Raw genomic sequence first — 24,764 nt, forward strand, 5'->3', positions numbered from 1 at the left:
CGAAAATATCCTTAGAAAGGAGGTGATCCAGCCGCACCTTCCGATACGGCTACCTTGTTACGACTTCACCCCAATCATCTATCCCACCTTCGGCGGCTGGCTCCAAAAGGTTACCTCACCGACTTCGGGTGTTACAAACTCTCGTGGTGTGACGGGCGGTGTGTACAAGGCCCGGGAACGTATTCACCGCGGCATGCTGATCCGCGATTACTAGCGATTCCGGCTTCATGTAGGCGAGTTGCAGCCTACAATCCGAACTGAGAACGACTTTATCGGATTAGCTCCCTCTCGCGAGTTGGCAACCGTTTGTATCGTCCATTGTAGCACGTGTGTAGCCCAGGTCATAAGGGGCATGATGATTTGACGTCATCCCCACCTTCCTCCGGTTTGTCACCGGCAGTCACCTTAGAGTGCCCAACTAAATGATGGCAACTAAGATCAAGGGTTGCGCTCGTTGCGGGACTTAACCCAACATCTCACGACACGAGCTGACGACAACCATGCACCACCTGTCACCGTTGTCCCCGAAGGGAAAACTGTATCTCTACAGTGGTCAATGGGATGTCAAGACCTGGTAAGGTTCTTCGCGTTGCTTCGAATTAAACCACATGCTCCACCGCTTGTGCGGGCCCCCGTCAATTCCTTTGAGTTTCAGTCTTGCGACCGTACTCCCCAGGCGGAGTGCTTAATGCGTTAGCTGCAGCACTAAGGGGCGGAAACCCCCTAACACTTAGCACTCATCGTTTACGGCGTGGACTACCAGGGTATCTAATCCTGTTTGCTCCCCACGCTTTCGCGCCTCAGTGTCAGTTACAGACCAGATAGTCGCCTTCGCCACTGGTGTTCCTCCAAATCTCTACGCATTTCACCGCTACACTTGGAATTCCACTATCCTCTTCTGCACTCAAGTCTCCCAGTTTCCAATGACCCTCCACGGTTGAGCCGTGGGCTTTCACATCAGACTTAAGAAACCACCTGCGCGCGCTTTACGCCCAATAATTCCGGACAACGCTTGCCACCTACGTATTACCGCGGCTGCTGGCACGTAGTTAGCCGTGGCTTTCTAATAAGGTACCGTCAAGGTACAGCCAGTTACTACTGTACTTGTTCTTCCCTTACAACAGAGTTTTACGAACCGAAATCCTTCTTCACTCACGCGGCGTTGCTCCATCAGGCTTTCGCCCATTGTGGAAGATTCCCTACTGCTGCCTCCCGTAGGAGTCTGGGCCGTGTCTCAGTCCCAGTGTGGCCGATCACCCTCTCAGGTCGGCTACGCATCGTTGCCTTGGTGAGCCGTTACCTCACCAACTAGCTAATGCGCCGCGGGCCCATCCTATAGCGACAGCCGAAACCGTCTTTTAGTCTTTCACCATGAAGTAAAAGAGATTATTTGGTATTAGCCCCGGTTTCCCGGAGTTATCCCAAACTATAAGGTAGGTTGCCCACGTGTTACTCACCCGTCCGCCGCTAAATCAGAGGAAGCAAGCTTCCTCATCATTCGCTCGACTTGCATGTATTAGGCACGCCGCCAGCGTTCGTCCTGAGCCAGGATCAAACTCTCCATAAAAGAAATTTGATTAGCTCAAATTGTTTTGCTGGCATCAATTTTGATGTCCAAAATTTTGTTTCGTTCACTAACCGAAGTTCGTTACTAAAAACGTTATTGATTACGTTTTGCTTGTTCAGTTTTCAAGGTTCATATAAAGTCGTTTTACAGCGACTTCTTTATATTAACATTTCACTCGGTTTGTGTCAACTACTTTTATAAAAAGTTTTTTCTGTTTCTCTAAGTGGATTACTTTATGTCTTAGCGACAATTAATATAATACAATAGCAATGTACTTGGCGTCAATACTTTTTTATAAAAAAATATCGAGGTATTTTCTATACCTCGATTACTAGCATACTACAGACTTGATTCCAATTCTAGAGATTCTTTATTTACCTTATAATGTCGGTGGAATATCATTTCACTCTTAGCAACTACAGGATCTATAAGAACATAACCTTTGTCTACTAAATACTCAACGAATACTTCTAGATCAACAGAGTAGTTAACCAGTTCTTTATGATCGTGCAATTCTTGAATTGTCCATGACTCTTTCGCTTGCATTACTTCTAATATATGTTGCGCACCGTCCTGTGTGCGAGAGTGAATTAGGAATTCGCTCGCTAAAAATAAAAGCTCTAATCGCTTTTCAATTGGTTCATTACTCATGACAAGTTCTTCATATAACTTATAAATTGCTGGTTCAATTTTTTTTACTTGCGCCCAAACCGTTACTTCTGGATAGAGCCCACTATCGATAATTGATAGGCGCCCTAAATGATGTAATGAGTCTACTACATGATTATAAGCATCCAGATAGCTTCCCTTATCAAAATATTCTTTTCCTTCTAAGTAACGTCGAATTAGTTTGGAAAATTGAATGCCGGTTTTAATTTTACGACCATTGAACGGAAACTCCTGTAACTCAATTTTTAATTTATGAAGAAATTCATTGCGATCAAATAACACTTTGCCAAAGAAAATCCAATCGACCACCTTTTTGTTAGAGCCGATTAACAACCATTTGCGTAATAATTGCTCTGTAACAGTATGTAGGGCTACCTTATTTCCTTCATATAAGTAGTGTTTTGTATAAACAGGCTTCGCTGCTTCCTTCACGATTATTAGTAAGACCGTATCAAATGTATCGGTAACATTACTTTGCTCCTCGCGCTTTTCCACTAAAATAACGCCTAATGTATTCGACTGACTCGCACGTTCTTGGTATATTGGACGCAAAACTTGCTCCATGTTCAGTCCTCCTCTGTTCGTTTTGTGACCTCTTATTTCGTTAAAAATTCGACATACTCTAGAAGTATTCCTTCTTTCCTTATACTCAAAGCTAAAATACTTTGTCCTTATATGTTATAGTAGATTTTAGATTGGGAGGCAAGATGTTATATGAAACCTTATAAAAGTAAAATTAATAAAATTCGTTCATTCGCATTAGCACTTATTTTTATCGGCTTTGTAGTCATGTATGGGGCCATCTTCTTTAAAAATAATCCCGTGCTTGTACTAATCTTCATGACACTTGGCTTACTTTGTATAATCGGTAGTACAGTCGTTTACGCTTGGATCGGTCTTCTCTCAACACGTGCAGTCCAAGTACAGTGCCCAAATTGTCACAAATATACAAAAGTATTAGGTCGTGTGGATATGTGTATGTATTGCAATGAACCGTTAACATTGGATCCAACACTTGAAGGAAAAGAATTCGATCAATCTTATAATAAGACAAAAAAATCCTAGCCCTTAATTAGAGCTAGGATTTTTTATTGTACTTTTGCAGAAACAACTTTACATGATGGACATGTACCGTATATTTCTAGACGGTGTGAGTGCACATCAAAGCCAGTTACTTGTGAAGCAAAATGCTCAATTTCATCAAGACCAGGATAATGGAAATCCACAATTTTACCACAACATTCACAAATCATATGATAATGATCGTTCGTTACGAAATCAAAACGACTTGAAGCATCTCCATAAGTCAGTTCCTTTACTAAGCCAACTTCACGGAATACTCGTAAGTTATTATAAACAGTAGCTACACTCATATTTGGGAATCTCCCTTCAAGTGCTTTATAAATTTCATCGGCCGTTGGATGTGCCATCGATTGTATTAAATATTCCAAAATAGCATGACGCTGAGGAGTAATACGTACACCAGTTGTTTTTAACGTGTCAAGTGCATCTTGTAAATGCGTTGTAGACATCGTCATGCACCTCTTCTCATAAGTATTATTAATTTATAATTGTTATAAATAGTGTATCGAATAAAGCTAACATCTGTCAACAATTGCCCATTCTACTTATGAAAAATTACAACTCAATACCCTCTTGACAGATCCATCACATTTTCTAAATCCGTTTCCCCGTCAAGCCATTTTACCAAGCTTGGCTTAAATATATTTAAGCTACGTTCTACATAACGAGATGAATGACTTGATACATGTGGTGATACGATAACATTCGGCAATGTCCATAACGGACTATTCTCAGCAAGTGGTTCTTGTTCAAATACATCAAGTACTGCATAGCCAATCTCGTCGGCTTTAATTGCTCGGATTAGCACCTGTTCATCCACCAAGTTGCCACGTCCAAAATTCATGAAAATAGCATTTTTTTTCATCACTTTAAAATGTTCTTCTTTCAATAAATGCGTAGTCTCCCTTGTTTTAGGTAACACAGAAAGTACAATATCCGCTTTAGGTAAAGCTTCTAAAAGTTTATCGAAGCTCACCATAACATCCATATGCGGAGCTATTTTGCCAGAACGGTTGCAGCCAATTGTTTGCACGCCAAAAGCGTGAAGTAAACGACCTACTTCCGATCCAATTGCACCTGGTCCTAAAATTAAGGCCGTGCTATCACATAATTCGGTTTGTTTCCCTTTTTTTGACCATTCACATTTCTTTTGTTGCTCATACATCCACGGCAATGCACGCTTGATGGCTAAAATATGAGCAAGCATCGACTCTGCCATAGGTGTTTTATGAATTCCTCGAACATTTGATACTAAAATCCCTCGCTCAATGATTGCTTGAGCAGGCATTTTTTCCACACCTGCTGAAGCAACAAAAATCCATTTGAGTTTAGTTGCATATTGTAAATTTTCTTCATTTAAATCTTCACCATATGTAACCACCACATCTGCCTTTTGAAGTTCTTCTGTTGTTAGACCACTTTGAAAAACAAAATCAACTTGCGGAAACTCCTCTACTAATGGTTCACGTAAATCTTGTCGTGGCTCAAACGTAAAATAAATTCTCATTTCGTTGCCTCCTGCTCTGCTAAAAATGCATACACTTCTTCAATATGGTTTTTCACGCGTACTTTACGCCATGCCTTCACAAGATTGCCTTCCATATCGATTAAAAATGTTGAACGCTCAATACCCATATATTCTCGTCCATACATTTTCTTTAGTACCCATACACCATAAGCCTCTGCTACTGCATGATCTTCGTCCACTAGGAGGGAGAAAGGCAACCCATGCTTGTCGATAAACTTTGTATGCTTCTTTACATCATCTGGACTAACGCCCAACACAATTGCATTTAACTGACTAAAATCTTCATGCTTATCGCGGAAGTCACAAGCTTGTGTCGTACAACCTGGCGTCATATCTTTTGGATAAAAATACAAGATAACATTGTGCCCTTTAAAATCTGTTAAATGCACCTTTTGTCCTTTCTCATTTATGAGTGAAAAATCAGGTGCTTTTTTTCCTTCTATTAATGTCATACAATCTCCTCCTCAGTACTTCTTATTTTACTCTAACTAACAAATCAAGTCATATTCCTGATTTTCTTTGGATTTCTTACACTGATAGGTCTACAATAGATTAAGTATAATTACTTAGGAGGCAATATGATGAATCACTCAAAATCTGAAACAGTACACGCAGAAGCGCTCCAGCACATAGTTGGTGGTGTAAATAGCCCTTCACGTTCTTATAAAGCAGTTGGTGGGGGTTCCCCTGTCTCTATGGCTCGTGGAAAAGGCGCTTATTTTTGGGACGTGGATGGTAACCGATATATCGACTATCTAGCAGCATACGGACCACTCGTGACAGGTCATGGTCACCCACATATCGCTAAAGCCATTACACATGCAGCTGAAAACGGCACATTATTCGGTACCCCTACTGAATATGAAGTAACATTTGCTAAAATGCTAAAAGAAGCAATTCCTTCAATGGATAAAGTACGCTTTAACAACTCTGGAACAGAAGCTGTGATGACAACAATTCGTGTTGCGCGCGCTTACACAGGTCGTACAAAAATTATGAAATTCGCTGGCTGCTATCACGGTCACTTTGATTTAGTATTAGTGGCTGCCGGCTCTGGACCTGCTACACTTGGTACACCTGATTCAGCAGGTGTTACTACTGCAACGGCTGAAGAAGTGATTACTGTGCCATTTAATAATCCGCAAGCATTTACAGATGCTATGGACAAATGGGGCGACCAGGTTGCTGGTATATTAATCGAACCAATCGTGGGGAATTTCGGAATTGTAGAGCCAAATCCAGGCTTCTTAGAATTAGTACATGCAACGGCAACAGCAAAAGGTGCTTTAACAATTTACGATGAAGTTATTACTGCCTTCCGCTTCCATTACGGCGGCGCACAAAATCTTCTTGGCTTAACGCCTGACCTTACTGCATTAGGAAAAGTAATAGGTGGCGGTTTACCTATCGGCGCTTACGGTGGCCGCAAAGAAATTATGGATACAGTCGCTCCACTCGGTCCGGCCTATCAAGCGGGTACAATGGCGGGTAATCCCGCATCAATGCAAGCAGGAATTGCTTGTTTAGAAGTATTGGCTACACCAGGAATTTATGATGAAATGGACCGCCTAGGTGCAATTTTAGAAGAAGGTATTTTAGCTGCTGCTAAAAAGCATGATGTAACAATTACGTTAAATCGTTTAAAAGGTGCGCTTACGATTTACTTCACAGATGTCAAAGTAGAAAACTATGACCAGGCTGAAAACTCTGATGGGGAAATTTTCGGACGTTTCTTTAAATTAATGTTAGAACAGGGCATTAACTTAGCACCGTCTAAATATGAAGCATGGTTCTTAACAACAGAGCATACAGAGGCAGATATTCGTGAAACAGTAAAAGCTGTAGACTATGCATTTTCAAAATTATAATTAAATGACAATACGGAGGCGACTTTCTATAGAGAGTCGCCTTTTTCGTTCAGCAAAACACAAATCTATGTATTTTATAAGCACTTCCTTCTATAATGTAAAGAAGCTTAAAAATTTTAGACAGAAAGGACATCCATTTTCTATGAAATTAGGTGCCCGTGTATTTAAAACAGGTGTTGCAATTGTCTTTGCATTGTTTATTGCAGAATTGTTACATTTACCTTCACCAGTATTTGCTGGAATTGCTGCAATTTTTGCGATTCAGCCTTCCATTTATCGTTCCTATCAAACCATTGTCGAGCAAGTACAGGCAAATATAATTGGTGCAACGATTGCTGTTATTTTTGGTTTACTATTTGGCCACCATATTGTAGCTATCGGAATTGCCGTCGTCATTACAATTGGTTTAATGTTGAAATTTAAACTTGAAAAATCATTGTCTTTAGCTCTGGTGACAGTAGTAGCGATTATGGAGATACAAGGCGATGATTTCATTACTTTTGGTATCATTCGCTTTTCAACTATTTTAGTCGGAGTGTTGGCAGCTTTTGTCGTCAATTTATTTTTCTTACCACCTAAATATGAAGTGAAGTTGTTCCGAAAAATTTATTTTTTACAAGATGATATTATACGATGGACACGACTCGCTGTTCGTCAGGCTTCCGAACATACATCTACTAAAACAGCCATAAATAAATTCAGAGACCGTATGTTACGTGTCGATACATTGTATGATTTTTATAAAGAAGAGCGCAATTACATTAAAAATAAAAAGTTCGTCAAGGTGAGAAAACTTGTTGTGTATCGCCAAATGATTACAACGTCGAAGAAAAGTTTGGAGCTCTTACATCGTTTGCATAAACATGAAAATGAATTGGCCCATCTACCAACACAGTTCCATTTAATGATTCAGGAGCGATTAGATTTTCTCCTCACCTATCATGAACAGCTATTATTAAAGTACACTGGCAAATTAAAACCCGAGCATTCTGAATGGAGCAAGCATATTGATTATGTCCAACGCAATGAATTGATGGAGATTTTCATTAAACAAGTCTCATACGCTCATGAAGAAGGAGATACTGAATTTTCAAGCTATCACCTCCTGTACATTTTATCACGCATTTTAGATTACGAGGAAAACTTAGAGCACTTAGATACATTGATTGTGTCGTATCAAAACTACCACGGTCAGGAAATTAATCTAGAAATAGAAGAAGAGTTTATTTAATGTTTAGAACGACAAACGAAGGTAATTCTGTTTGTCGTTCTTTCGTTCTTCTTCCATTAATTTGTAAATATTTTGATAATAAAGTATAATTATCATAAATTTTATGTTTGAGGGGGGTTAATAAATGGTAAATTTAAGCAAAATTGAATTAACAAAAAAAGGCCAATCCATCAACTTAACGAAATCTCAACATCAAGGAATTGGAGAGATTCTAGTCAACTTAAACTGGAATCAACAATCTGTTAAACCTTCGGGCGGTTTTTTATCATCTTTGTTTGGTACTAAAGCACGCAGCGGAATTGACTTAGACTTAGGTTGTTTATATGAATTAACAGATGGTTCAAAAAGTTGCGTCCAAGCTCTTGGAAATGCATTTGGTAAGTTGCACTCTCCACCCTTTGTAGAACTAGATGGTGATGATCGCACGGGTATGGTAAGCGGGGGCGAAAACTTACGTATTAATGGAGATAAGGTAAAGGATATTAAACGGGTGCTAGTATATGCCTTTATTTATGAAGGCGTAGCTAATTGGTCTGAAGCAGATGGAATTTGACGATTAATTACGAAACAGGACCAAGTGTAGAAGTTCGTTTAAATGAACATCGTAATGGGAAAAACATGTGTGCAATTGCCATGATAGAAAATGTAAATAACGAAACATTTAAAGTTGAGCGCCTTGTTGAATATTTTAACGGCCATAAAGATATGGATGACGCCTATCATTGGGGTCTCTCTTGGCGTACAGGAAGAAAATAGATTAATTACTAAAATGCGTTTACTTCCAACAAAATATTTGCTAGCGTAGTCATCCAACTGCCCTTTGTAGTAAGTTCAATAAGTATCTCATATAAAAGCTGACACCATTTTACTTTCTAAAAGGTGTCAGCTTTCTTTAGGTTTCATTGCGCAATGCCATGAGTTGTTGCTCTGCTTTCATGCGCTGCTCCGTATGTTCTTCACGTAGCTTACGATAATTAGAAATTCCAGAAACAATTGTATCCCACATTTCTTCAAGTGTCTGTGGCTTTTCAGGTTGTTTTGCCATCATCGTGCTTAATTGCACTACATCGTTATGGGCTCCCCCAAATTGTTTCATGCGATTTTCAAAAGCCGCTGCGGAATCATTCTGTAGTTTTTGACGTTTCTCATTGACTGCATTCATAATACTCATTTTAAAGACAGGTATTGTTGTTATAAATGCACTATTAATTTGTTCTATTAACGCACTATTACCATTCCGAATCATCTCTATTTGAGGAGCCGCTAAAATTGCAACCATACGGGATTTCTCTAGTTCATCTATTTTTTGTGTCAGCATATCGGTAATCGTTTGCAATGTATTTAACTCCATTTTTGCAATTTGATTGCCTGCCTCACTCTGCTTTTTATACATCGGCATTAACGTTGTTGTCACTTCGTTTAATTTCATTTCTGCTGCTACAATATATTTTTCAATTTCTAGATAATAAGTCAAATCTTCACGATATAGGCGCGCAAGCATACGATTATCATTTGCTAACGCTTCCTCCATTAGCACAAATTGATAATGGATTTTCTCAATATCTCTACCAAGCAAATTATACTTCTCAAACAAGTCCTCATCTTTCTTGGGCGCACGCTTAAACAACTTACTAAAAAAACTTTGCTGCTCGATAACTTCCTTTTTATCAAATTTGATCATTAATGCTTCCAGTTGCTTCAGCAAATCACCTGATTCATTTACTTTTGATTTCGCCATCATATTTAAAATTTGGTCTGAAAAACGTGATAGCTTCGTTGAAGGTTCCTTACCAAGTGCCATTAAATCTAGTTGATTCTTGATATTAATACGATTTGCTATTTGCTGTACTTCGGCATGTTGACGTAATTGTAGCTTTGTCACTTCCGCTGTTTCTGGTGTCAGTTGATCAAGCGCAATGGGTACATTTGACATGGTGCGCCTCCTTTCCTAATCATCAAAAAAAGCGATTAAACAATTTTTTAATCATCTTATCTGGCGCAGGCTTTTGCTGCTTTGGTTCTTCGTATTGTAAATCAAATACCATATGTTCTAAACGATGCCCATCAAAAGTATCTTCTAGCAAATGCTTTTCCATATCTAACTTGCCTGTAGGGTTATAAAACACAATATCAATACCAAATCGATTTAAAAACGCTAGTAAAGCAACGTCTTCACGGGCTAATGCAGGCTGTTGAGGCGCTTGATAGAGCACAAGTTTAGGTACTTCCTGTGCATAATCAAAGCTTTGCAATAGACGTAGGATTTCTTTTGGAATCATGGCCATCTGTTTAAATAAAAATAACTGTAAATCATACTTTGATTCGTTTGGTAGTTGTTTCAGGAGTGGCTGTTCACAAGATGTTTTGATGGTATGTGCAATTGCTTGTTGAAGTTCTAATGACAATTCATCATACTGCCACCAGTCACTTTGCAAAATACGCTCTGTGGATAATTCTCCATTCACTAGACAGTGCTTATAATGGAAATGGAAATTGGCTCTACTCGCTTTCACATATGGAAACTCCTGCACAAATACGGTTTGCGGACTGGCAAGTAGCTTATGCATATAATGCCAATACTCTTCACGTCTACTCGCTACACCGCTAATTTTTGCAAAAATAACAGGAATCACCACTTCGTTCCCTATGACTTCAAATTTCGGACGTACCATCGCCTTTTCATTTGCATAAATAAAAATATCGTCATATGTCATTCGTAATGTTAAAGAACGGGGCATAAAATCTTTAAATTGCCATGGTCGATATACACCGGATTGTTGATCGTGCATTAACTGCTCAAAATGTTGACTGGAGCGATAGCCGACAGTTGCTTGACGGTCACGAAGCTTATCGGGGAATGGCTGTAATGTTGTTTGGCTGCCATAGACGTGTGTAATAGAAAACATATTCGTGATATCCACTTCTGCAAATTCATCGATAGCAGCGGGGTGGAAGATTAACACATCACATCCTAGTTCCATTAACAATAACAAGAAATATCGCTGACTAATCGTCGTTTCGCCATACCAAACAACCTTTGGAAAGTCATCCGTCGGCTTCATTGTCTGCGTCCATTGTATCCAATGGTTTTTTAGCCACTTCACCATATCAATTAAAAAGCGACGAAAATCATTTGCTAGTAAACCAAGTGATTGCTGGTCACGAAAACGCTCCACTAAGCGAATGGTTGCCAACTGTAAATGACGGTTCATTGTAACGTCATCATGCTTTGGAATAAGCTGATGGCCATACATCATTGCAATTAGTCGATTAATTGACAAGCCTTTGGGTGTTTGTTGGTGTTGCTCTAAAATACTTTGTAATGCCTGAAAATCCTTTTGTTCAATATGTTTATTTAATTCCTCACTTAAAATATGCACGTTTGGATTTTGAGACAATGTATATAATGAGTTAAAATAATCATCTTCTTCTATTGGTACACCTAATACTCGAACGGCAATGCGACTAAAACGAATTTGTTGCTCTGTCACCTCATAAAGTGCACGCAATTTCGGTGAATCTTGAAACGCTTGTAGCCAATCATAAGGATCCCGTTCCAACACTGATTCTATTGTGATTGATTGCATACAATACGTCACCTCCTTACATGGTCTTAGACAGTTGGTTGTTTTGCTGCAAGTCGTAAAACATCCTCCAGTAAACTTTGCGTAAACGCTTCACCACTATTAGCTGAATATATTGTATTCTTGAGCACTTGAGGTTGTTTATCTTTTAAATCACCGTGTGCTGGTGTAAATCCAATATCTGCCATAGCGAGCATACCGTAGTCCATAATGGAATCGCCCGCTGCTACATGCACATCATATGTACAATGTTCTTTTAAATAGGCAATCGCCGCTTCCTTCGTTAACACTTTCGGCAAAAAATATAATTTTCTTCCTTGTAAAAGTACATACCAACCCAGCACATCAAACTCCTGAATGATTGCCTGTACAACATCTTGTCTTAAAATTGATAGGTCTACATAATAAACATAAAAGAGTTCATCAACATAAAATGATTGTTGAAGCCAAGTGTCGGATCTTATCCCATCAAAACGTCGCAACATATCAGCATCTGGAATCGAGGAATCTTCAATACGCTTACGTAAAGTTTTTGCCCATGCTTCATTTGGACGACCCTTTTCTAGTATTGTACCCCCATTACTCGTAATTGCAAAAGTTGGACATAACTCATTTATTACATGAATGCGTTCATATTGATGCAAAGCACGAGTAGTTACCGGCACGAATAACGTTTGATCATGTACCTGATGCAATAATTTCGTTGTCGCTTCCGTCATCATGCTCATCACTTCACCGTCTTTTCGTTCTGCTCCGACAGTTGGTGTTATTGGTGGGAAATTTGCCATCATCCGCTTTGAATAAATAAGGGTACGGTCTAAATCCGATGTAAATAGTAGCATGTATTCTCTCCTCTATACTTCTTTTATTAAGCCGCAGCATGCATACGACATATTCGGATATTCTTCAATAGGTACATTCTTTTCCTTAGCTAATAACAGGATGTGTTCAAGTTCGTTCATGTATTTAGGATTAATTAAAATTTTCCAAGGTATTCGGCGAAGTAGCACACGCGTCGTTTCACCAACGCCAGGCTTTACGAAATGAATATTGGTAATCCCTAAATCCTGTTGAATGGCCTGCACGGATTTCAAGCCTTGCCATGTAACAGGAGACTGTGATTGCTCACTAATTTGCTGCGTGACATCATGTTGAACTTGTTTGAAACAAGCACTTACACGGTCGATATACACGTTTGATACATCAACATCCTCTAGCTCTTTATAATATTTAGCGCCATGAAAGTCATGTTCCTGCATAAACTGCAAATTCAATACGGTGCGACTCACTAACCCAGACACTGTGGAATTTAAACAAGCGGAGGGAATCAAAAAGTCTTCGCGTGTTCCATAAATTGACGTACAGTGCCCAGGATCAGCTAAAACAGCTAATGTAGAATCCAATTGTTGTACATTGTTTGCATTGAAAAGCTCACAGGATTGTTGCAATTCCTTTGTGATAGCTCCTTTTCCAGTCCAGCCATCAATAAATTGAATGGCTGCCAAAGGATGCTCTGAAAAGATATAACGAATGGCTGTCTCATCAATTCCACGGCCACGCAGTATTGAAATCGTGTAATGGGGCACTCCGACGTTATAACGCATTTTAATATACCGCTTAATCAAAATACCGATTGGTGTGCCTGCTCTTGCTAAACTAACGAGCACTAAATGCTTTAATCCTTGGCGCGCTACAATTTGTTCCGCCACAATCCCAACAGCTATTGCAATGCGTTGTGCATAATCATCTAACGTTTTATAAAAAAGTGCCATATAAGCATCTGATGGGTGATATTCAACTGGCAGCATTTCAGAATAATGTGTGCCCGATTGAATCAGACGCTCACGTTTTTCATTGGTTAACTCGAGTTTTATATTACTAATATCTCGTAGTAAAAAAACAACATCCTCAGATGAATAACTCCCCATTTTATCGGGTTGCATGACTAATCGCATTATTCCCCCTCCAATTCATGCATACAGATCACATAAATGTTTGCGTCACTTACAGATTGCAGTGCATGTACAACTCGTGCAATTACTTCTTTATTTGCTATACGTTCTACGACAAGAAAAAGTTCCGAATAAGGATGACTTTGTACATTGTATAAATAGTTTTCAACTCCATTATTTTCAGGACATTCAAATGCTATTTTCTCAGTAATTGTATAGCCTGTATCATGTGCACAATAAATCGGGCTACGAGTTGTCGATTGAATATAGACGTCCTCGCCTAAGTAACTAGCTATTTGCATCGGAACATACATAAATTCACCTGTACCAATAACAAGTGCTGGACCACCTGATCTAAGCTTTTTTAACTGCTGGGCAATCCTCTTTATTGTATTCTTTTGTACTGCCTGCTGTTCAGTTGTTAACATAAATCTTCCTGTTGCTAGCATATAGGGCGCTTTATTATCAATTCCGTTTTCCGCAATTGAACGATAATATTTTTGTTCAATACAATCCTTTGGTGATAGGATAGTCAGATCTTGAACCTCTTGTGTAGTGATCCCAACTTGTTTGCTAGATAAATACGGTTCTCCACTACAACTAAATTGTCCGCCCATCATTGCTACAAAATCAATCGTTACATCCCACTTCTTTTCCATTTGTTGAAAGACTTCATGCTGCTGGGCTGAACGCCAATCTAAAATAGATAACACTGAATAATGCTTAACATCCGGAAATTTTTGTCGCAGTGTTTCAATTATATTCACCACTGTATTTCCAGTTGTAATCTCATCATCTATTAACACGATACGTTTGGCTTGAAGTAACTTATCTGGTTGCTCACAATAAACGCGATGACTCGTTGCATGTGAATGCTCTTCTTCAAAAGTTACAAATGGTTCAAGTTCAGGTAAAAATTCACGTGTAGTATGAATATACATCGCCCTTGACCCAAAAGCATTAAATACGGCATGACCAAGCGCTGTAGCTGTTTCTGCGAAACCTATAAACAATGTTTCCTCTAAGAGCTCAAGGGGTTTTGCTTCTACTTGTTGTAATATTTCTTGCACATGTTGCTGTTCCTTAAGTGCCTGTACAATAGTTGGCAGTAATAATGCTTCCTCACCAACAAGCTTCTCATGATACATCATTGCCAGCAATGTTCCAGTAAGAATTGGTACTTGCGGTCGCACTGCTAAATGTTTGCCAAGAACGGTACTGACAAATAAAAATTGTCTTTTTTTATTAATACGCGTTGCCATTTTAAACAAATCTGTTATGGCAAAATCATACGGATTATTCGTAATCGAAATTTCAATTTCATAGTCCTGAAAAATATTCAACTTGCTCTTCAGTTGTGGCATCCATACTTCCCCCTGCTTCAGTATTCAATAAAAGGGACGCGAAATCTACAGATTCGTTGTATACACCATATACATGTGCTTGGCGTAAAATTTGTTGCGCCCACCTCGTATGAGGCTTCATTTCATTCATTTTATTAGCATAATGACTTTTTATCACACCTTTTTGACCATCATTTTGCTCTACAATGCTCAGTGCATCTAAATATTCTTCGTACGAAACTACATAAAGCGCATGGACAACACGTATATGACTAGGATGAATAATCGTTTTACCTAAAATTCCATTTTGTCTGTCCATTAAGACTTCCTTAATCAAACCATCTAAATAATCATCGAGTAATGCCTGTCGTGCGTGTAGTGCTCCTTTTTCACTAAACGGTGTCACTCTCAAAGCTGGCTTCAACACACGCTGATTACTGAAATATTCCCATACAGGCCCAGAAATAACAAAACCGTCTTCCTCGCGACCTAACACATTGACAATGTCTGCAATGCAATCTCGAATAACCGCTATATCGTAAATCGTCGAGTCTACACGCCGACGTATACCGTAAATCCCACAAAAATCAGTCGCACCAATGCGAACATTTAATACGCGTTCTCTGTATTGATGAAGCACTTCCTTAATTGCAAACAATGTTTCCATACGGGATTCCTTATGCAAAATATCACGACTTTCCAAAATCGGCATGCCAAATAGCTTAAGTTGATGCTGTTGAATTGTTTGTTCAAGCAAATTAAAATAAGCAGCTCCTTGCACAGCAGAAAATTTAGGAAATACATAGCCTGTTAGTACTTCTTGATATTTTCCTAAGACAGATGTTAAAAATGAAAATTGCTCGACACTGCGTACACGAATAAATATAAGCGGTAATTGTTGAAGTTGGATTTCATTATTTTCATAAAGTGTATAGAGCGTGCGAATATCCGCTATTAATTTTTCTTCACATTGCACTAACTCCGCATCTCCAACAGCATCTTCTAAATCGATGACAAACGAAGTCAAATCTTTATATTTCTGAGATTGCACCATATCTGAAATATTAGGCATCGATGCCGGCATATATAAAGTAGCACCTAATGTGTAGGATAAAATATTTGGGTTATCCAATTTTGTAAAAGGTTGTGGCTTTTTATAAAAAATAGTCTCCGTCTCCGTTGCAAAATGTTGCATCTACTTCTCTCCTTCATCAAAAGAATTATCATTGCGGAAAAAGGCACTGGATTAGCCTGCTTTTTACAGACCAATACAGTGCCTTTAGTTACGTTGCTTTCTTATTCAACTTATGTAGAACAAAAGTTAGTAAAAATGCTACGATTAAAATAACGAAGAAAACTTCGTGTAGTAAGCAGAAACCCAAAGCGGCATCAAATATTTCTAGGTATCTCGCTACGCCTTTTAACAGGTTAAGGACAGTATAGATTTTGAATGATTCATGCCCCATTCAAAATCTATACATTTGCCAAAATTCTTTACTATATTTTATTGTAAGCCGTATGCACTCACTAACGCACCAAGCCCACCTTGATAACCTGAGCCAACTGCTGCAAATTTCCACTCGCCGTTGTGACGGTATAATTCACAGAATACGACCGCTGTTTCAATACTGAAATCTTCCCCTAAATCATAGCGCAGGACTTCTGAACCTGATTCTTCATTCGTTAAACGCACATAAGCATTTAATACTTGTCCGAAGTTTTGATGGCGCCCTTCCGCATCATAAATTGTCACGGTCACTACTATTTTATCAATTTGAGGAGATACTTGTTTTAAGTTTACAAGAATTTTTTCGTCATCCCCATCACCCACACCCGTACGGTTATCACCTGTGTGCACGACAGATTGGTCTGAACTTGTTAAATTATTGTAGAAGATAAAATCTTGCTCATTACGACATTTTCCAGATGCATCAAGTAAAAATACAGAGGCATCTAAGTCAAAGTCATTTCCACCATCAAATTGTTTCACATCCCAACCTAAACCGATACCTACATTATTTAAGCCTGGATCTTGCTTCATTAAATCAATGCGTTGCCCTTTACTTAACTGAATACCCAATTAGAAAATCTCCCTTCCATTGTATTAATTTACGTTTAATCCGTAGTCACTGCAAAGTGCAGCTAAACCACCTTGATAACCTGCTCCAACTGCGTTGAATTTCCATTCTCCATTATGACGATATAACTCGCCTACTACTACAGCTGTTTCAATACTGAAATCTTCTCCTAAATCATAGCGGATGACTTCTTCATTTGTTGCCGCATTGACAATACGAATAAAGGCATTAGAGACCATACCAAAGTTTTGGTTACGTGCATCTGCATCATGGATTGTCACAGTAAAGGCAAGTCGTTGAACATGTGCAGGAATTTGTGTCAATGCAACCTTTACAACCTCATCATCGCCGTCACCAACGCCTGTTAAATTATCTCCTGAATGTTCAACAGAGCCGTTACCCCCAATAGTATTGTTATAGAAGATAAAATCATTTTGGTCTGCTACTTTCCCTGTATCAGCAAGTAAAAACACAGATGAATCAAGGTCAAAATCATTGCCGCCATCATATTTATTTGTGTCCCAACCTAAACCTACAATAACATTTGTTAACCCTGGATTAGTTTTTGTTAAATCAACTTTTTGACCTTTTTGTAATGAAATACCCATTTTTATAGTCCTCCTAGTTTTTAGTGTTCATTGCTATTTCAATGCATAACTATATCTGTCATTTCGCTTTCGCAATAAAAACTTGCGGAATGAAGATGAAATTATTGATATCTACGAGCTACGTCGCCAAGTTTCATATCATTCGTACCACTACCAACAGCCGCAAACTTCCACTCATTGCCATGGCGATAAATTTCACCACACACTAACGTCGTTAAGTTCGAATAGTTATCAGTTAAATTATAACGAATTAGTTCGGCTCCTGTCTTGTCATCATACACGCGAATATATGCATTTTGAATCATACCAAAATGTTGATTGCGCCCAGCTGCATCATATATATTAACGACAAATACCATTTTATCGTATTGTGCTGGTATTGCTCCTAGCTCGATTGTAATAACTTCATCATCACCATCGCCATCACCTGTTAAATTATCACCTGAATGTCGGATAGAACCGCAATTACTTGATAATTTGCCAAAATAAATTACATCATCGTTTCCTACTAATTTATCATTTTGGAGCATTAATACAGAGGCATCACAGTCCACATTTTTACCGCTACCGCCGCTGCCTCCACTAGAAAATAAACCCCCTAGGAATCCACCACTTTTTGTTTGGCTTACTGGATCCCAGCCCAAACCAACTTTAATTTTATTTAAACCAGCATTACCTTTTGTTAAATCGACACGTTGTCCTTTTTGTAAATTAATTCCCACTATCAACATCCTCCTATACCTTGAATGCGTTTCCAGCTGAAAACGTATGTAAATTCTTATTTAGCATGAAACGCAAACCCTATACGTTTATAAAAGTACCATCCAAATTTACACTACTCCTATAAAGATAAATTCAGCCTATCTCAAGTCTAAAATAACATGACAAAAAATTCAATTAATGGCCCCAAAAAGGTTTAATTCATTTAACATTATTAACAATTATTGTAAAAAGTAACAGTATACTAACTAAATCGTTCTATTCATAACATAAAAAAAGCCTTCTATTTTTTATAAAATAAGAAGACTTCTTTCACTTTTGTTAGCTTTTCATCTTCGGATCGAGTGCATCACGTAATCCATCGCCCATTAGGTTAAAGCCTAGTACCGTTAACATAATAGCGAGACCTGGGAAAATCATTGTCCACGGAGCATTCAATAAATAGATACGTGCATCCGCTAGCATTTTTCCCCACTCTGGTGCTGGTGCTTGGGCACCTAACCCAAGAAAACCTAATGCTGCTGCTTCAATAATAGCTGTTGCAATGGCCAGCGTACCTTGCACGATAACAGGCGTCATCGAGTTTGGTAAAATATGCGAAAATAGAATGCGTATATCACGCATGCCAATTGCTTTTGCAGCGACAATATACTCCTCTTCTTTTACACTTAGTACTTTCGAGCGGATTAAACGTCCGAAGTTTGGAATGTTTATAATCGCAATCGCTATCAATGCATTTTGTAGTGACGGCCCAAGTACAGCTACGACAGCGATAGCAAGTAAAATACTAGGAAATGCTAGCATAATATCAAAAACGCGTGAAATAATAGTATCAACCCATTTCCCATAATAGCCTGCAATAATTCCAAGTAAACTCCCTACGACAACTGATAGAATAACTGAAAAAAAGCCAACCCACAATGAAATACGTGCACCGTGGATAATACGAGAAAAAATATCACGTCCAAAATCATCTGTCCCAAACCAATGTTCACTTGATGGCGCTAGTAATCTTTTCGTTAAATCCTGCTCATTAATGCCTTGCGGAGCAATCAGTGGACCAAATACTGCAAGCACAATAAAAAATATGACAATGCCCGCGCCTGCTAGGGAGATTTTACTCTTTTTAAAGCTACGCCAGCCTTCTTTCCAAGGACCTACCGCACGATTTTGTGCTGCTTCTTTTCTTATATCTGCTGTTCCAGCCATAACCGCAGCTCCTCCCTATTTATATTTAATCCGCGGATCGATTACTGTGTACAATAAATCCACGATTAAGTTAATCATGATGAAAATAAAAGCGATAACTAAAATTCCTGATTGAATAACAGGATAATCACGGAAGCCAATTGCTTCATAAATATAACGTCCGATTCCTGGCCAACTGAAAATTGTTTCTGTTAAAATGGCACCTCCTAGGAGTAAACCAGTTTGCAAACCGATGACTGTTAACACTGGAATAATAGCATTCTTCAGTGCATGTTTATAGACAACAATAAACATCTTTTGTCCCTTTGCTCTAGCCGTACGTACATAATCAGAGCGCATGACTTCAAGCATAGATGAACGAGTCATACGGGCAATAATAGCCATTGGTATTGTTGCGAGCGCCAACCCAGGTAATACTAATCGCTTTAATACCTCAATAAATTGATCGAAACGTCCTTGAATGAGTGTATCAAGTAAATAAAAATGGGTGATGGCGGTGATAGGATCTCGAACATCTTCACGCCCGGAAGTCGGAAACCAGCCTAACTTAATGCTAAATGCCCATTGTTCCATCAGGCCTAACCAAAACACCGGTACAGATACACCGATTAACGCGATTACCATTGCCAGATAGTCAAACCACGAATTTTGGAACCACGCAGAAATAATACCGGCATTCACTCCAACAATGACTGCAATGATTATCGCAAATAAGGCTAGCTCCGCTGTTGCTGCTAAATACGGAAAGATTTCCTCAGATACCGGAAGTTTCGTACGCAATGAGACACCTAAATCTCCCTGCAAAACGCCACCCAAATAGCTAAAATATTGCGTATACCATGGCTTATCTAATCCTAAACTTGCGTTTAATGCTTCGACCGCCTCTTTCGTCGCCTGTTGTCCTAATATGACTTGTGCTGGATTACCAGGAATTGCGCGAATTAACATGAAGACGATAAAAGACATTCCAAGCAAAACTGGGATTAATTGAAATAAACGTCTCCCCATATAGTGAAGCATCTTCTTCACCTCTCTATTATTTTCTAATTATACTTTTGCCATGAAAAGCATCGAAGTCTATACACATACTGTAGAAAGGGCCTGCCTTCACCAAACGGTTATGACGTTTAGATGATTGTTCTTTCATACAGAAAAACGGGTTGTGACAAACATAGTCACAACCCGTTTCTACAACGATAGACAAAGCCTACAGCTGTAAAAAGCTTGTTATGTCACTATGATTAAGCGACATCCTAAATCCTACTACGTTTATTTTATATCTACTGCGTCTAAACGGTCAGAACCTGTTGGATGTGCAATGTAGTTCGTCACTTTTGTATTTGCAGCTAAAATAGGAGTTGAGTGCGCTAGTGGAACCCAAGGTGCATCTGCAAAAATCATTTCTTGTGCTTGCTTGTAGAGCTCATTACGCTTGTCTTCATCGATCTCTGTTTGAGCAGCTACAAACACTTCATGAAGTTTTGGATTGTCGTAGAATGTATAGTTATTAGAGCCAATATTGTCCCCATCTAATAATGTGTAAAGGAAGTTATCTGCATCTCCGTTATCACCTGTCCAACCAAGTAAAAACGCATCTGCCTCTCCGTTTTGAGCTTTCTCTAAATAAGTAGCCCATTCAAATGTAACGATTTTCGATGGAATGCCTACATCTGCTAAATTCTTTTGAATTGCCTCTGCCACTTTTTGACCATCTGGCATGTATGGACGTGGTACAGGCATAGCCCATAGTTCAATTTCCTTGCCATCATAGCCAGCTTCAGCTAATAATGCTTTTGCTTTTTCTGGATCATATTCATAACCAGTAATACCATCGTTATAGCCTGAGATAACTGGAGGCATTGGGTTTTTCGCTGGCTCAGCTAATCCTTCATAGAATGCATCTACTAAAGCTTGCTTATCAATTGCGTGATTGACTGCTTGACGCACTTTCACATTATCAAATGGTGCACGAGTTACAGTTAATCCAAGATAACCAACATTCATCGATGGGCGTTCAATTAATTGTAAATCTGCATTTGCTTCGATTGATGCTTTATCAGATGGGCTTAAGCCGTCCGCTACATCAATTCCCCCTGTATTTAAATCATTTAAACGTGCAGAGTTATCGGGAATTGAACGGTAAATCACTTTATCTAACTTCGGAAAACCAGCAATATAATAATCGGGGTTTTTCTCGATTGTAATCGATTCATTACGCTTCCATTCCACAAATTTGAATGGACCTGTACCTATAGGGTCTGTAGATAATCCTTCTTCATTTGCTTCAAATGCTGTTGGAGAAGCAATTGCAAATGGAGACATTGCTAAGTTTTTTAGGAATGGTGCCTGTGGTTGGCTTAACTTGAAAACAACTGTGTAATCACCCTCAGCAGTTACTGAGTCTATTATTTGCTTGTCACCCACCACAAATTGAGAGCTAAAGTAAGGGTGCTTATCGCCGCCAGCCTTCCAACGCTCTACATTTTTCACAACTGCTTCTGCGTTAAAGTCCGTACCATCATGGAATTTTACACCTTCCTGTAATTGGAATGTGTATGTTAAACCGTCTTCTGATGGCTCCCACGATTTTGCTAAACCTGGATGAATCGTTACATCTTGCTCACCAAAGTTAACAAGTGTTTCATATATGTTGGCCGTAACTGTGAATGATTCACCATCAGTTACTACAGCTGGATCTAGAGCGACAGAGTCACCTCCACGTCCGTATACTAATGTTTTAGCCCCGCCACTGTCGGCTGAGTCTCCACCTGCTGGCGTATCTTTAGAACCCGTATCCTTGTTATCTGCGCCACATGCAGCTAAGATTGTCGAGAGAACCAGGATCAGCATTACGCCTAATGACCAAAGCTTCTTTTTATTCATTAAATTTCCCCCTAATGTTTTTTATATCATTTAATGTTGCAGCGCATCATAAAGATGACAGGCAACATAATGACCCGATTTTACTTCTTGCATTTTAGGAACAACCTGTGAACACTCCTCCATTTTAAAAGGACATCTTGTATGGAAAGTACAGCCACTTGGTGGATTCGATGCGCTTGGAATATCTCCAGAAAGTATAAGCTGCTCGCGTTCAAACGTAGGGTCTGGCACAGGAACAGATGATAATAAGGCTTGCGTATAGGGATGAAGCGGCTCCGCATATAAATTCTCACTAGCTGTCAGTTCTACTAACTTCCCTAGATACATCACCCCTACACGATTACTAATATGACGAACTACCCCTAAATCATGTGAGATAAAAATATAAGTAAGTTTTAATTCCTTTTGCAATGTCTGCATAAGATTTAAAACTTGAGCTTGAATCGATACATCCAGAGCAGAGACAGGCTCATCCGCAATTATTAAGCGGGGATTTGTCATGAGCGCGCGAGCAATTCCAATACGTTGCCTTTGCCCTCCGCTAAACTGGTGCGGATAGCGTTTAATGTGATACTCATTTAATCCAACGATTTGAAGTAGCTCTAATACTTTTTGCTTTCTTTCCTTCGAATTCCCCATCCCATGAACAATGAGCGGCTCCTCTAAAATTTTGCCGATATTATGACGGGGATTGAGTGACGCGTAAGGATCTTGGAAAATCATTTGAATATCTCGACGTGCTTTGCGCATTTCATTATTTGATAATTCTGAAATCATTTTACCTTCGAATTCAATGACTCCTTCTGTCGGCTCAAGTAAACGCATTAATAATCGACCTGTTGTCGATTTACCGCATCCTGACTCACCCACAATACCTAATGTTTCACCTTCAAATACTTCAAAGGAAACATCATCAACAGCTTTCACATCGCCCACTTGGCTATTAAGAATGCCTTTCCGTATAGGAAAATACTTTTTTAACCCATCAACTTTCAATAACACTTTCGTCATGGTGCACCACCTCCTGTTCATCCACTAAAAAGCATCTCGATTTATGTTGCCCTGACATTTCGAATAATGGCGGTGTTTCCTGTAAACAACGCTCCATCGCAAATTCGCAACGTGACGCAAAACGACAACCGACCTTAATGAAGCCAGGTTTCGGTACACTGCCTGGAATAGAATAAAGATTATCCTTTTTATAGCGCATATCTGGCACTGATTTAATGAGCCCCTGTGTATATGGATGCTTTGGATTCGTAAAGATATCATGAATAGGTGCTTCTTCTACTATTTGCCCAGCGTACATCACAATGACGCGCTCGCATGTTTCTGCTACGACACCTAAATCATGCGTTATTAACAGGACAGCTGTATTCAAACGTTTATTCAAATCTTTCATGAGTTGCAAAATTTGCGCCTGAATCGTTACATCTAGTGCTGTTGTAGGTTCATCAGCTATTAATACCTTCGGATCACAAACAAGAGCCATCGCAATCATGACTCGCTGGCGCATTCCACCTGATAATTGATGCGGATAATCTTTTAGTAACTCCTCTGCACGTGGTAATCCAACAAGCTTCATAATTTCAATCGCTCGTGCAAATGCTTCTTTTTTCGACCATTTCGGATTATGAATTAATATTGCCTCTTTCAATTGATCACCAATTGTAAATAAAGGATTTAAAGAGGTCATCGGCTCTTGGAAAATCATCGCTACATCTTTACCGCGAATTTTCTGCATTTGCTTATCCGTAAATGCCGCTAAGTTTTTGCCATCTAATAGTATTTGTCCACCCGTTATTTTTCCAGGTGGTGATGGAATTAAGCCCATAATCGACAAGGATGTCACACTTTTTCCACTACCCGACTCCCCAACTATCCCTAAAATTTCGCCTTCATGAACCGAAAAATCAATATCTTCAACGGCAGGAATCTGTCCATCATCTGTGAAAAAGGTTGTCTTTAAACCTCTTATTTCTAACAGCTTTTTTCGCATATTCAATCGCTCCACCCTACCAATATTTTAATAATATTCTAATTTATAGAATATAATACACTAACTTTCTTTAAATTCCCTATTTTCAGATAATTCTAACTAATAATTCTCTCTCTTTCAATCATTATTATTCTGCAATTATCAATAAATTTCTACTTTTTTTGCATACTGTTAATTTTCTCTTATTTTAACGATAGTATTTTAGAAAATTAATAACAATTTGTTAAAGTTACATTGATTAAAATGCCAATATAAAACCTATTTATTTAATCGTTTGACAAGAAATTTGAAATATTTTTTGGGGTTGATTCATCTAGTTACTTTCTTCTAGATAAAGACACGCCAGAAATATTTTCTTTTAGGCAGTTAAATTGACCATAAAAAATACCCCATGAATGTTAGTTTATGACTAACATTTACGGGGTAGTTCTATTATCGCTTC

The 24,764-nt window shown here is 38.8% G+C and carries 23 protein-coding genes and 1 rRNA gene; 5 read left to right on the top strand and 19 right to left on the bottom strand.

Annotated elements, in window-relative coordinates; translation table 11 throughout:
• Positions 1 to 15 precede the first annotated feature (15 nt).
• Positions 16 to 1,567 (bottom strand): 16S ribosomal RNA (locus tag C9J31_RS20020).
• 339 nt (positions 1,568 to 1,906) lie between these two features.
• Complete coding sequence (locus tag C9J31_RS20025) at positions 1,907 to 2,800, bottom strand: nucleotidyltransferase-like protein (RefSeq protein WP_054767687.1); 894 nt, start codon at positions 2,798 to 2,800, stop codon at positions 1,907 to 1,909.
• A gap of 150 nt (positions 2,801 to 2,950) precedes the next feature.
• Between C9J31_RS20025 and C9J31_RS20030 the strand changes: the two genes are divergently transcribed.
• Positions 2,951 to 3,301, top strand: coding sequence for a YgzB family protein (locus tag C9J31_RS20030; RefSeq protein ID WP_107950122.1), 351 nt, complete (start codon positions 2,951 to 2,953; stop codon positions 3,299 to 3,301).
• Positions 3,302 to 3,324: 23 nt separating this feature from the next.
• On the opposite strand, the gene perR is transcribed toward C9J31_RS20030, so the two are convergent.
• From perR to bcp, 3 genes are all read right to left on the bottom strand, one after another.
• Positions 3,325 to 3,768, bottom strand: coding sequence for a peroxide-responsive transcriptional repressor PerR (gene perR, locus C9J31_RS20035; protein ID WP_107924650.1), 444 nt, complete (start codon positions 3,766 to 3,768; stop codon positions 3,325 to 3,327).
• Between the two features lie 113 nt (positions 3,769 to 3,881).
• Positions 3,882 to 4,826, bottom strand: a complete 945-nt coding sequence (locus tag C9J31_RS20040) for a D-2-hydroxyacid dehydrogenase (RefSeq protein ID WP_107950120.1) — start codon at positions 4,824 to 4,826, stop codon at positions 3,882 to 3,884.
• Entirely contained in the window at positions 4,823 to 5,299 is a 477-nt protein-coding gene (bcp, locus tag C9J31_RS20045; protein WP_107950118.1) for a thioredoxin-dependent thiol peroxidase, read from the bottom strand. The genes C9J31_RS20040 and bcp overlap by 4 nt, the downstream gene beginning before the upstream one ends.
• A 129-nt stretch (positions 5,300 to 5,428) precedes the next feature.
• Here bcp and C9J31_RS20050 point away from each other — a divergent pair, with 129 nt between their 5' ends.
• The 4 genes from C9J31_RS20050 (at position 5,429) to C9J31_RS24175 (ending at position 8,702) form a co-directional block, all read left to right on the top strand.
• The gene (locus tag C9J31_RS20050) at positions 5,429 to 6,715 is read left to right on the top strand and encodes a glutamate-1-semialdehyde 2,1-aminomutase (protein WP_107950116.1); all 1,287 of its coding nucleotides are present in this window, start codon (positions 5,429 to 5,431) and stop codon (positions 6,713 to 6,715) included.
• 142 nt (positions 6,716 to 6,857) lie between these two features.
• The gene (locus C9J31_RS20055; protein ID WP_107924653.1) at positions 6,858 to 7,946 is read left to right on the top strand and encodes an FUSC family protein; all 1,089 of its coding nucleotides are present in this window, start codon (positions 6,858 to 6,860) and stop codon (positions 7,944 to 7,946) included.
• Between the two features lie 124 nt (positions 7,947 to 8,070).
• Positions 8,071 to 8,499 (top strand): TerD family protein, encoded by a 429-nt coding sequence (locus C9J31_RS20060; RefSeq protein ID WP_338016364.1) that lies wholly within the window; start codon positions 8,071 to 8,073, stop codon positions 8,497 to 8,499.
• The gene (locus C9J31_RS24175) at positions 8,496 to 8,702 is read left to right on the top strand and encodes a hypothetical protein (RefSeq protein WP_338016363.1); all 207 of its coding nucleotides are present in this window, start codon (positions 8,496 to 8,498) and stop codon (positions 8,700 to 8,702) included. The genes C9J31_RS20060 and C9J31_RS24175 overlap by 4 nt, the downstream gene beginning before the upstream one ends.
• 136 nt (positions 8,703 to 8,838) lie before the next feature.
• Here the strand turns inward: C9J31_RS24175 and C9J31_RS20065 are convergent, their stop codons facing one another.
• From C9J31_RS20065 to C9J31_RS20130, 14 genes are all read right to left on the bottom strand, one after another.
• Positions 8,839 to 9,879: a toxic anion resistance protein gene (locus C9J31_RS20065; RefSeq protein ID WP_107950114.1), complete on the bottom strand. Its 1,041-nt coding sequence runs from the start codon at positions 9,877 to 9,879 to the stop codon at positions 8,839 to 8,841.
• Positions 9,880 to 9,901: 22 nt separating this feature from the next.
• On the bottom strand, positions 9,902 to 11,533 hold the full coding sequence (locus C9J31_RS20070; protein WP_107950112.1) for a YceG family protein: 1,632 nt from the start codon (positions 11,531 to 11,533) through the stop codon (positions 9,902 to 9,904).
• Between the two features lie 26 nt (positions 11,534 to 11,559).
• On the bottom strand, positions 11,560 to 12,372 hold the full coding sequence (locus tag C9J31_RS20075; RefSeq protein WP_107950110.1) for an HAD family hydrolase: 813 nt from the start codon (positions 12,370 to 12,372) through the stop codon (positions 11,560 to 11,562).
• A gap of 12 nt (positions 12,373 to 12,384) precedes the next feature.
• On the bottom strand, positions 12,385 to 13,485 hold the full coding sequence (locus C9J31_RS20080) for a cysteine protease StiP family protein (RefSeq protein ID WP_107950108.1): 1,101 nt from the start codon (positions 13,483 to 13,485) through the stop codon (positions 12,385 to 12,387).
• Complete coding sequence (locus C9J31_RS20085) at positions 13,485 to 14,846, bottom strand: phosphoribosyltransferase family protein (RefSeq protein WP_107950107.1); 1,362 nt, start codon at positions 14,844 to 14,846, stop codon at positions 13,485 to 13,487. Before C9J31_RS20085 ends, C9J31_RS20080 begins: the two co-directional genes overlap by 1 nt.
• Positions 14,803 to 16,020 (bottom strand): HpcH/HpaI aldolase/citrate lyase family protein, encoded by a 1,218-nt coding sequence (locus tag C9J31_RS20090; protein WP_107950105.1) that lies wholly within the window; start codon positions 16,018 to 16,020, stop codon positions 14,803 to 14,805. Before C9J31_RS20090 ends, C9J31_RS20085 begins: the two co-directional genes overlap by 44 nt.
• A 309-nt stretch (positions 16,021 to 16,329) precedes the next feature.
• The gene (locus C9J31_RS20095) at positions 16,330 to 16,905 is read right to left on the bottom strand and encodes a TerD family protein (RefSeq protein WP_107924661.1); all 576 of its coding nucleotides are present in this window, start codon (positions 16,903 to 16,905) and stop codon (positions 16,330 to 16,332) included.
• A gap of 24 nt (positions 16,906 to 16,929) precedes the next feature.
• Positions 16,930 to 17,511, bottom strand: a complete 582-nt coding sequence (locus C9J31_RS20100; RefSeq protein WP_054767682.1) for a TerD family protein — start codon at positions 17,509 to 17,511, stop codon at positions 16,930 to 16,932.
• Positions 17,512 to 17,612: 101 nt separating this feature from the next.
• On the bottom strand, positions 17,613 to 18,233 hold the full coding sequence (locus C9J31_RS20105; protein ID WP_054767681.1) for a TerD family protein: 621 nt from the start codon (positions 18,231 to 18,233) through the stop codon (positions 17,613 to 17,615).
• A gap of 319 nt (positions 18,234 to 18,552) precedes the next feature.
• Positions 18,553 to 19,440 (bottom strand): nickel transporter permease, encoded by an 888-nt coding sequence (gene nikC, locus C9J31_RS20110; protein ID WP_107950103.1) that lies wholly within the window; start codon positions 19,438 to 19,440, stop codon positions 18,553 to 18,555.
• Positions 19,441 to 19,455: 15 nt separating this feature from the next.
• Positions 19,456 to 20,460 (bottom strand): ABC transporter permease, encoded by a 1,005-nt coding sequence (locus C9J31_RS20115; protein ID WP_054767680.1) that lies wholly within the window; start codon positions 20,458 to 20,460, stop codon positions 19,456 to 19,458.
• Between the two features lie 249 nt (positions 20,461 to 20,709).
• The gene (locus C9J31_RS20120) at positions 20,710 to 22,323 is read right to left on the bottom strand and encodes an ABC transporter substrate-binding protein (RefSeq protein WP_107924663.1); all 1,614 of its coding nucleotides are present in this window, start codon (positions 22,321 to 22,323) and stop codon (positions 20,710 to 20,712) included.
• 30 nt (positions 22,324 to 22,353) lie between these two features.
• Positions 22,354 to 23,334, bottom strand: a complete 981-nt coding sequence (locus C9J31_RS20125) for an ABC transporter ATP-binding protein (RefSeq protein WP_107924664.1) — start codon at positions 23,332 to 23,334, stop codon at positions 22,354 to 22,356.
• Positions 23,309 to 24,322: an ABC transporter ATP-binding protein gene (locus C9J31_RS20130; protein ID WP_107924665.1), complete on the bottom strand. Its 1,014-nt coding sequence runs from the start codon at positions 24,320 to 24,322 to the stop codon at positions 23,309 to 23,311. Before C9J31_RS20130 ends, C9J31_RS20125 begins: the two co-directional genes overlap by 26 nt.
• Positions 24,323 to 24,764 lie beyond the last annotated feature (442 nt).

The organism is Lysinibacillus parviboronicapiens (genome assembly GCF_003049605.2).
GTDB classification, from domain to species: Bacteria; Bacillota; Bacilli; order Bacillales_A; family Planococcaceae; genus Lysinibacillus; species Lysinibacillus parviboronicapiens.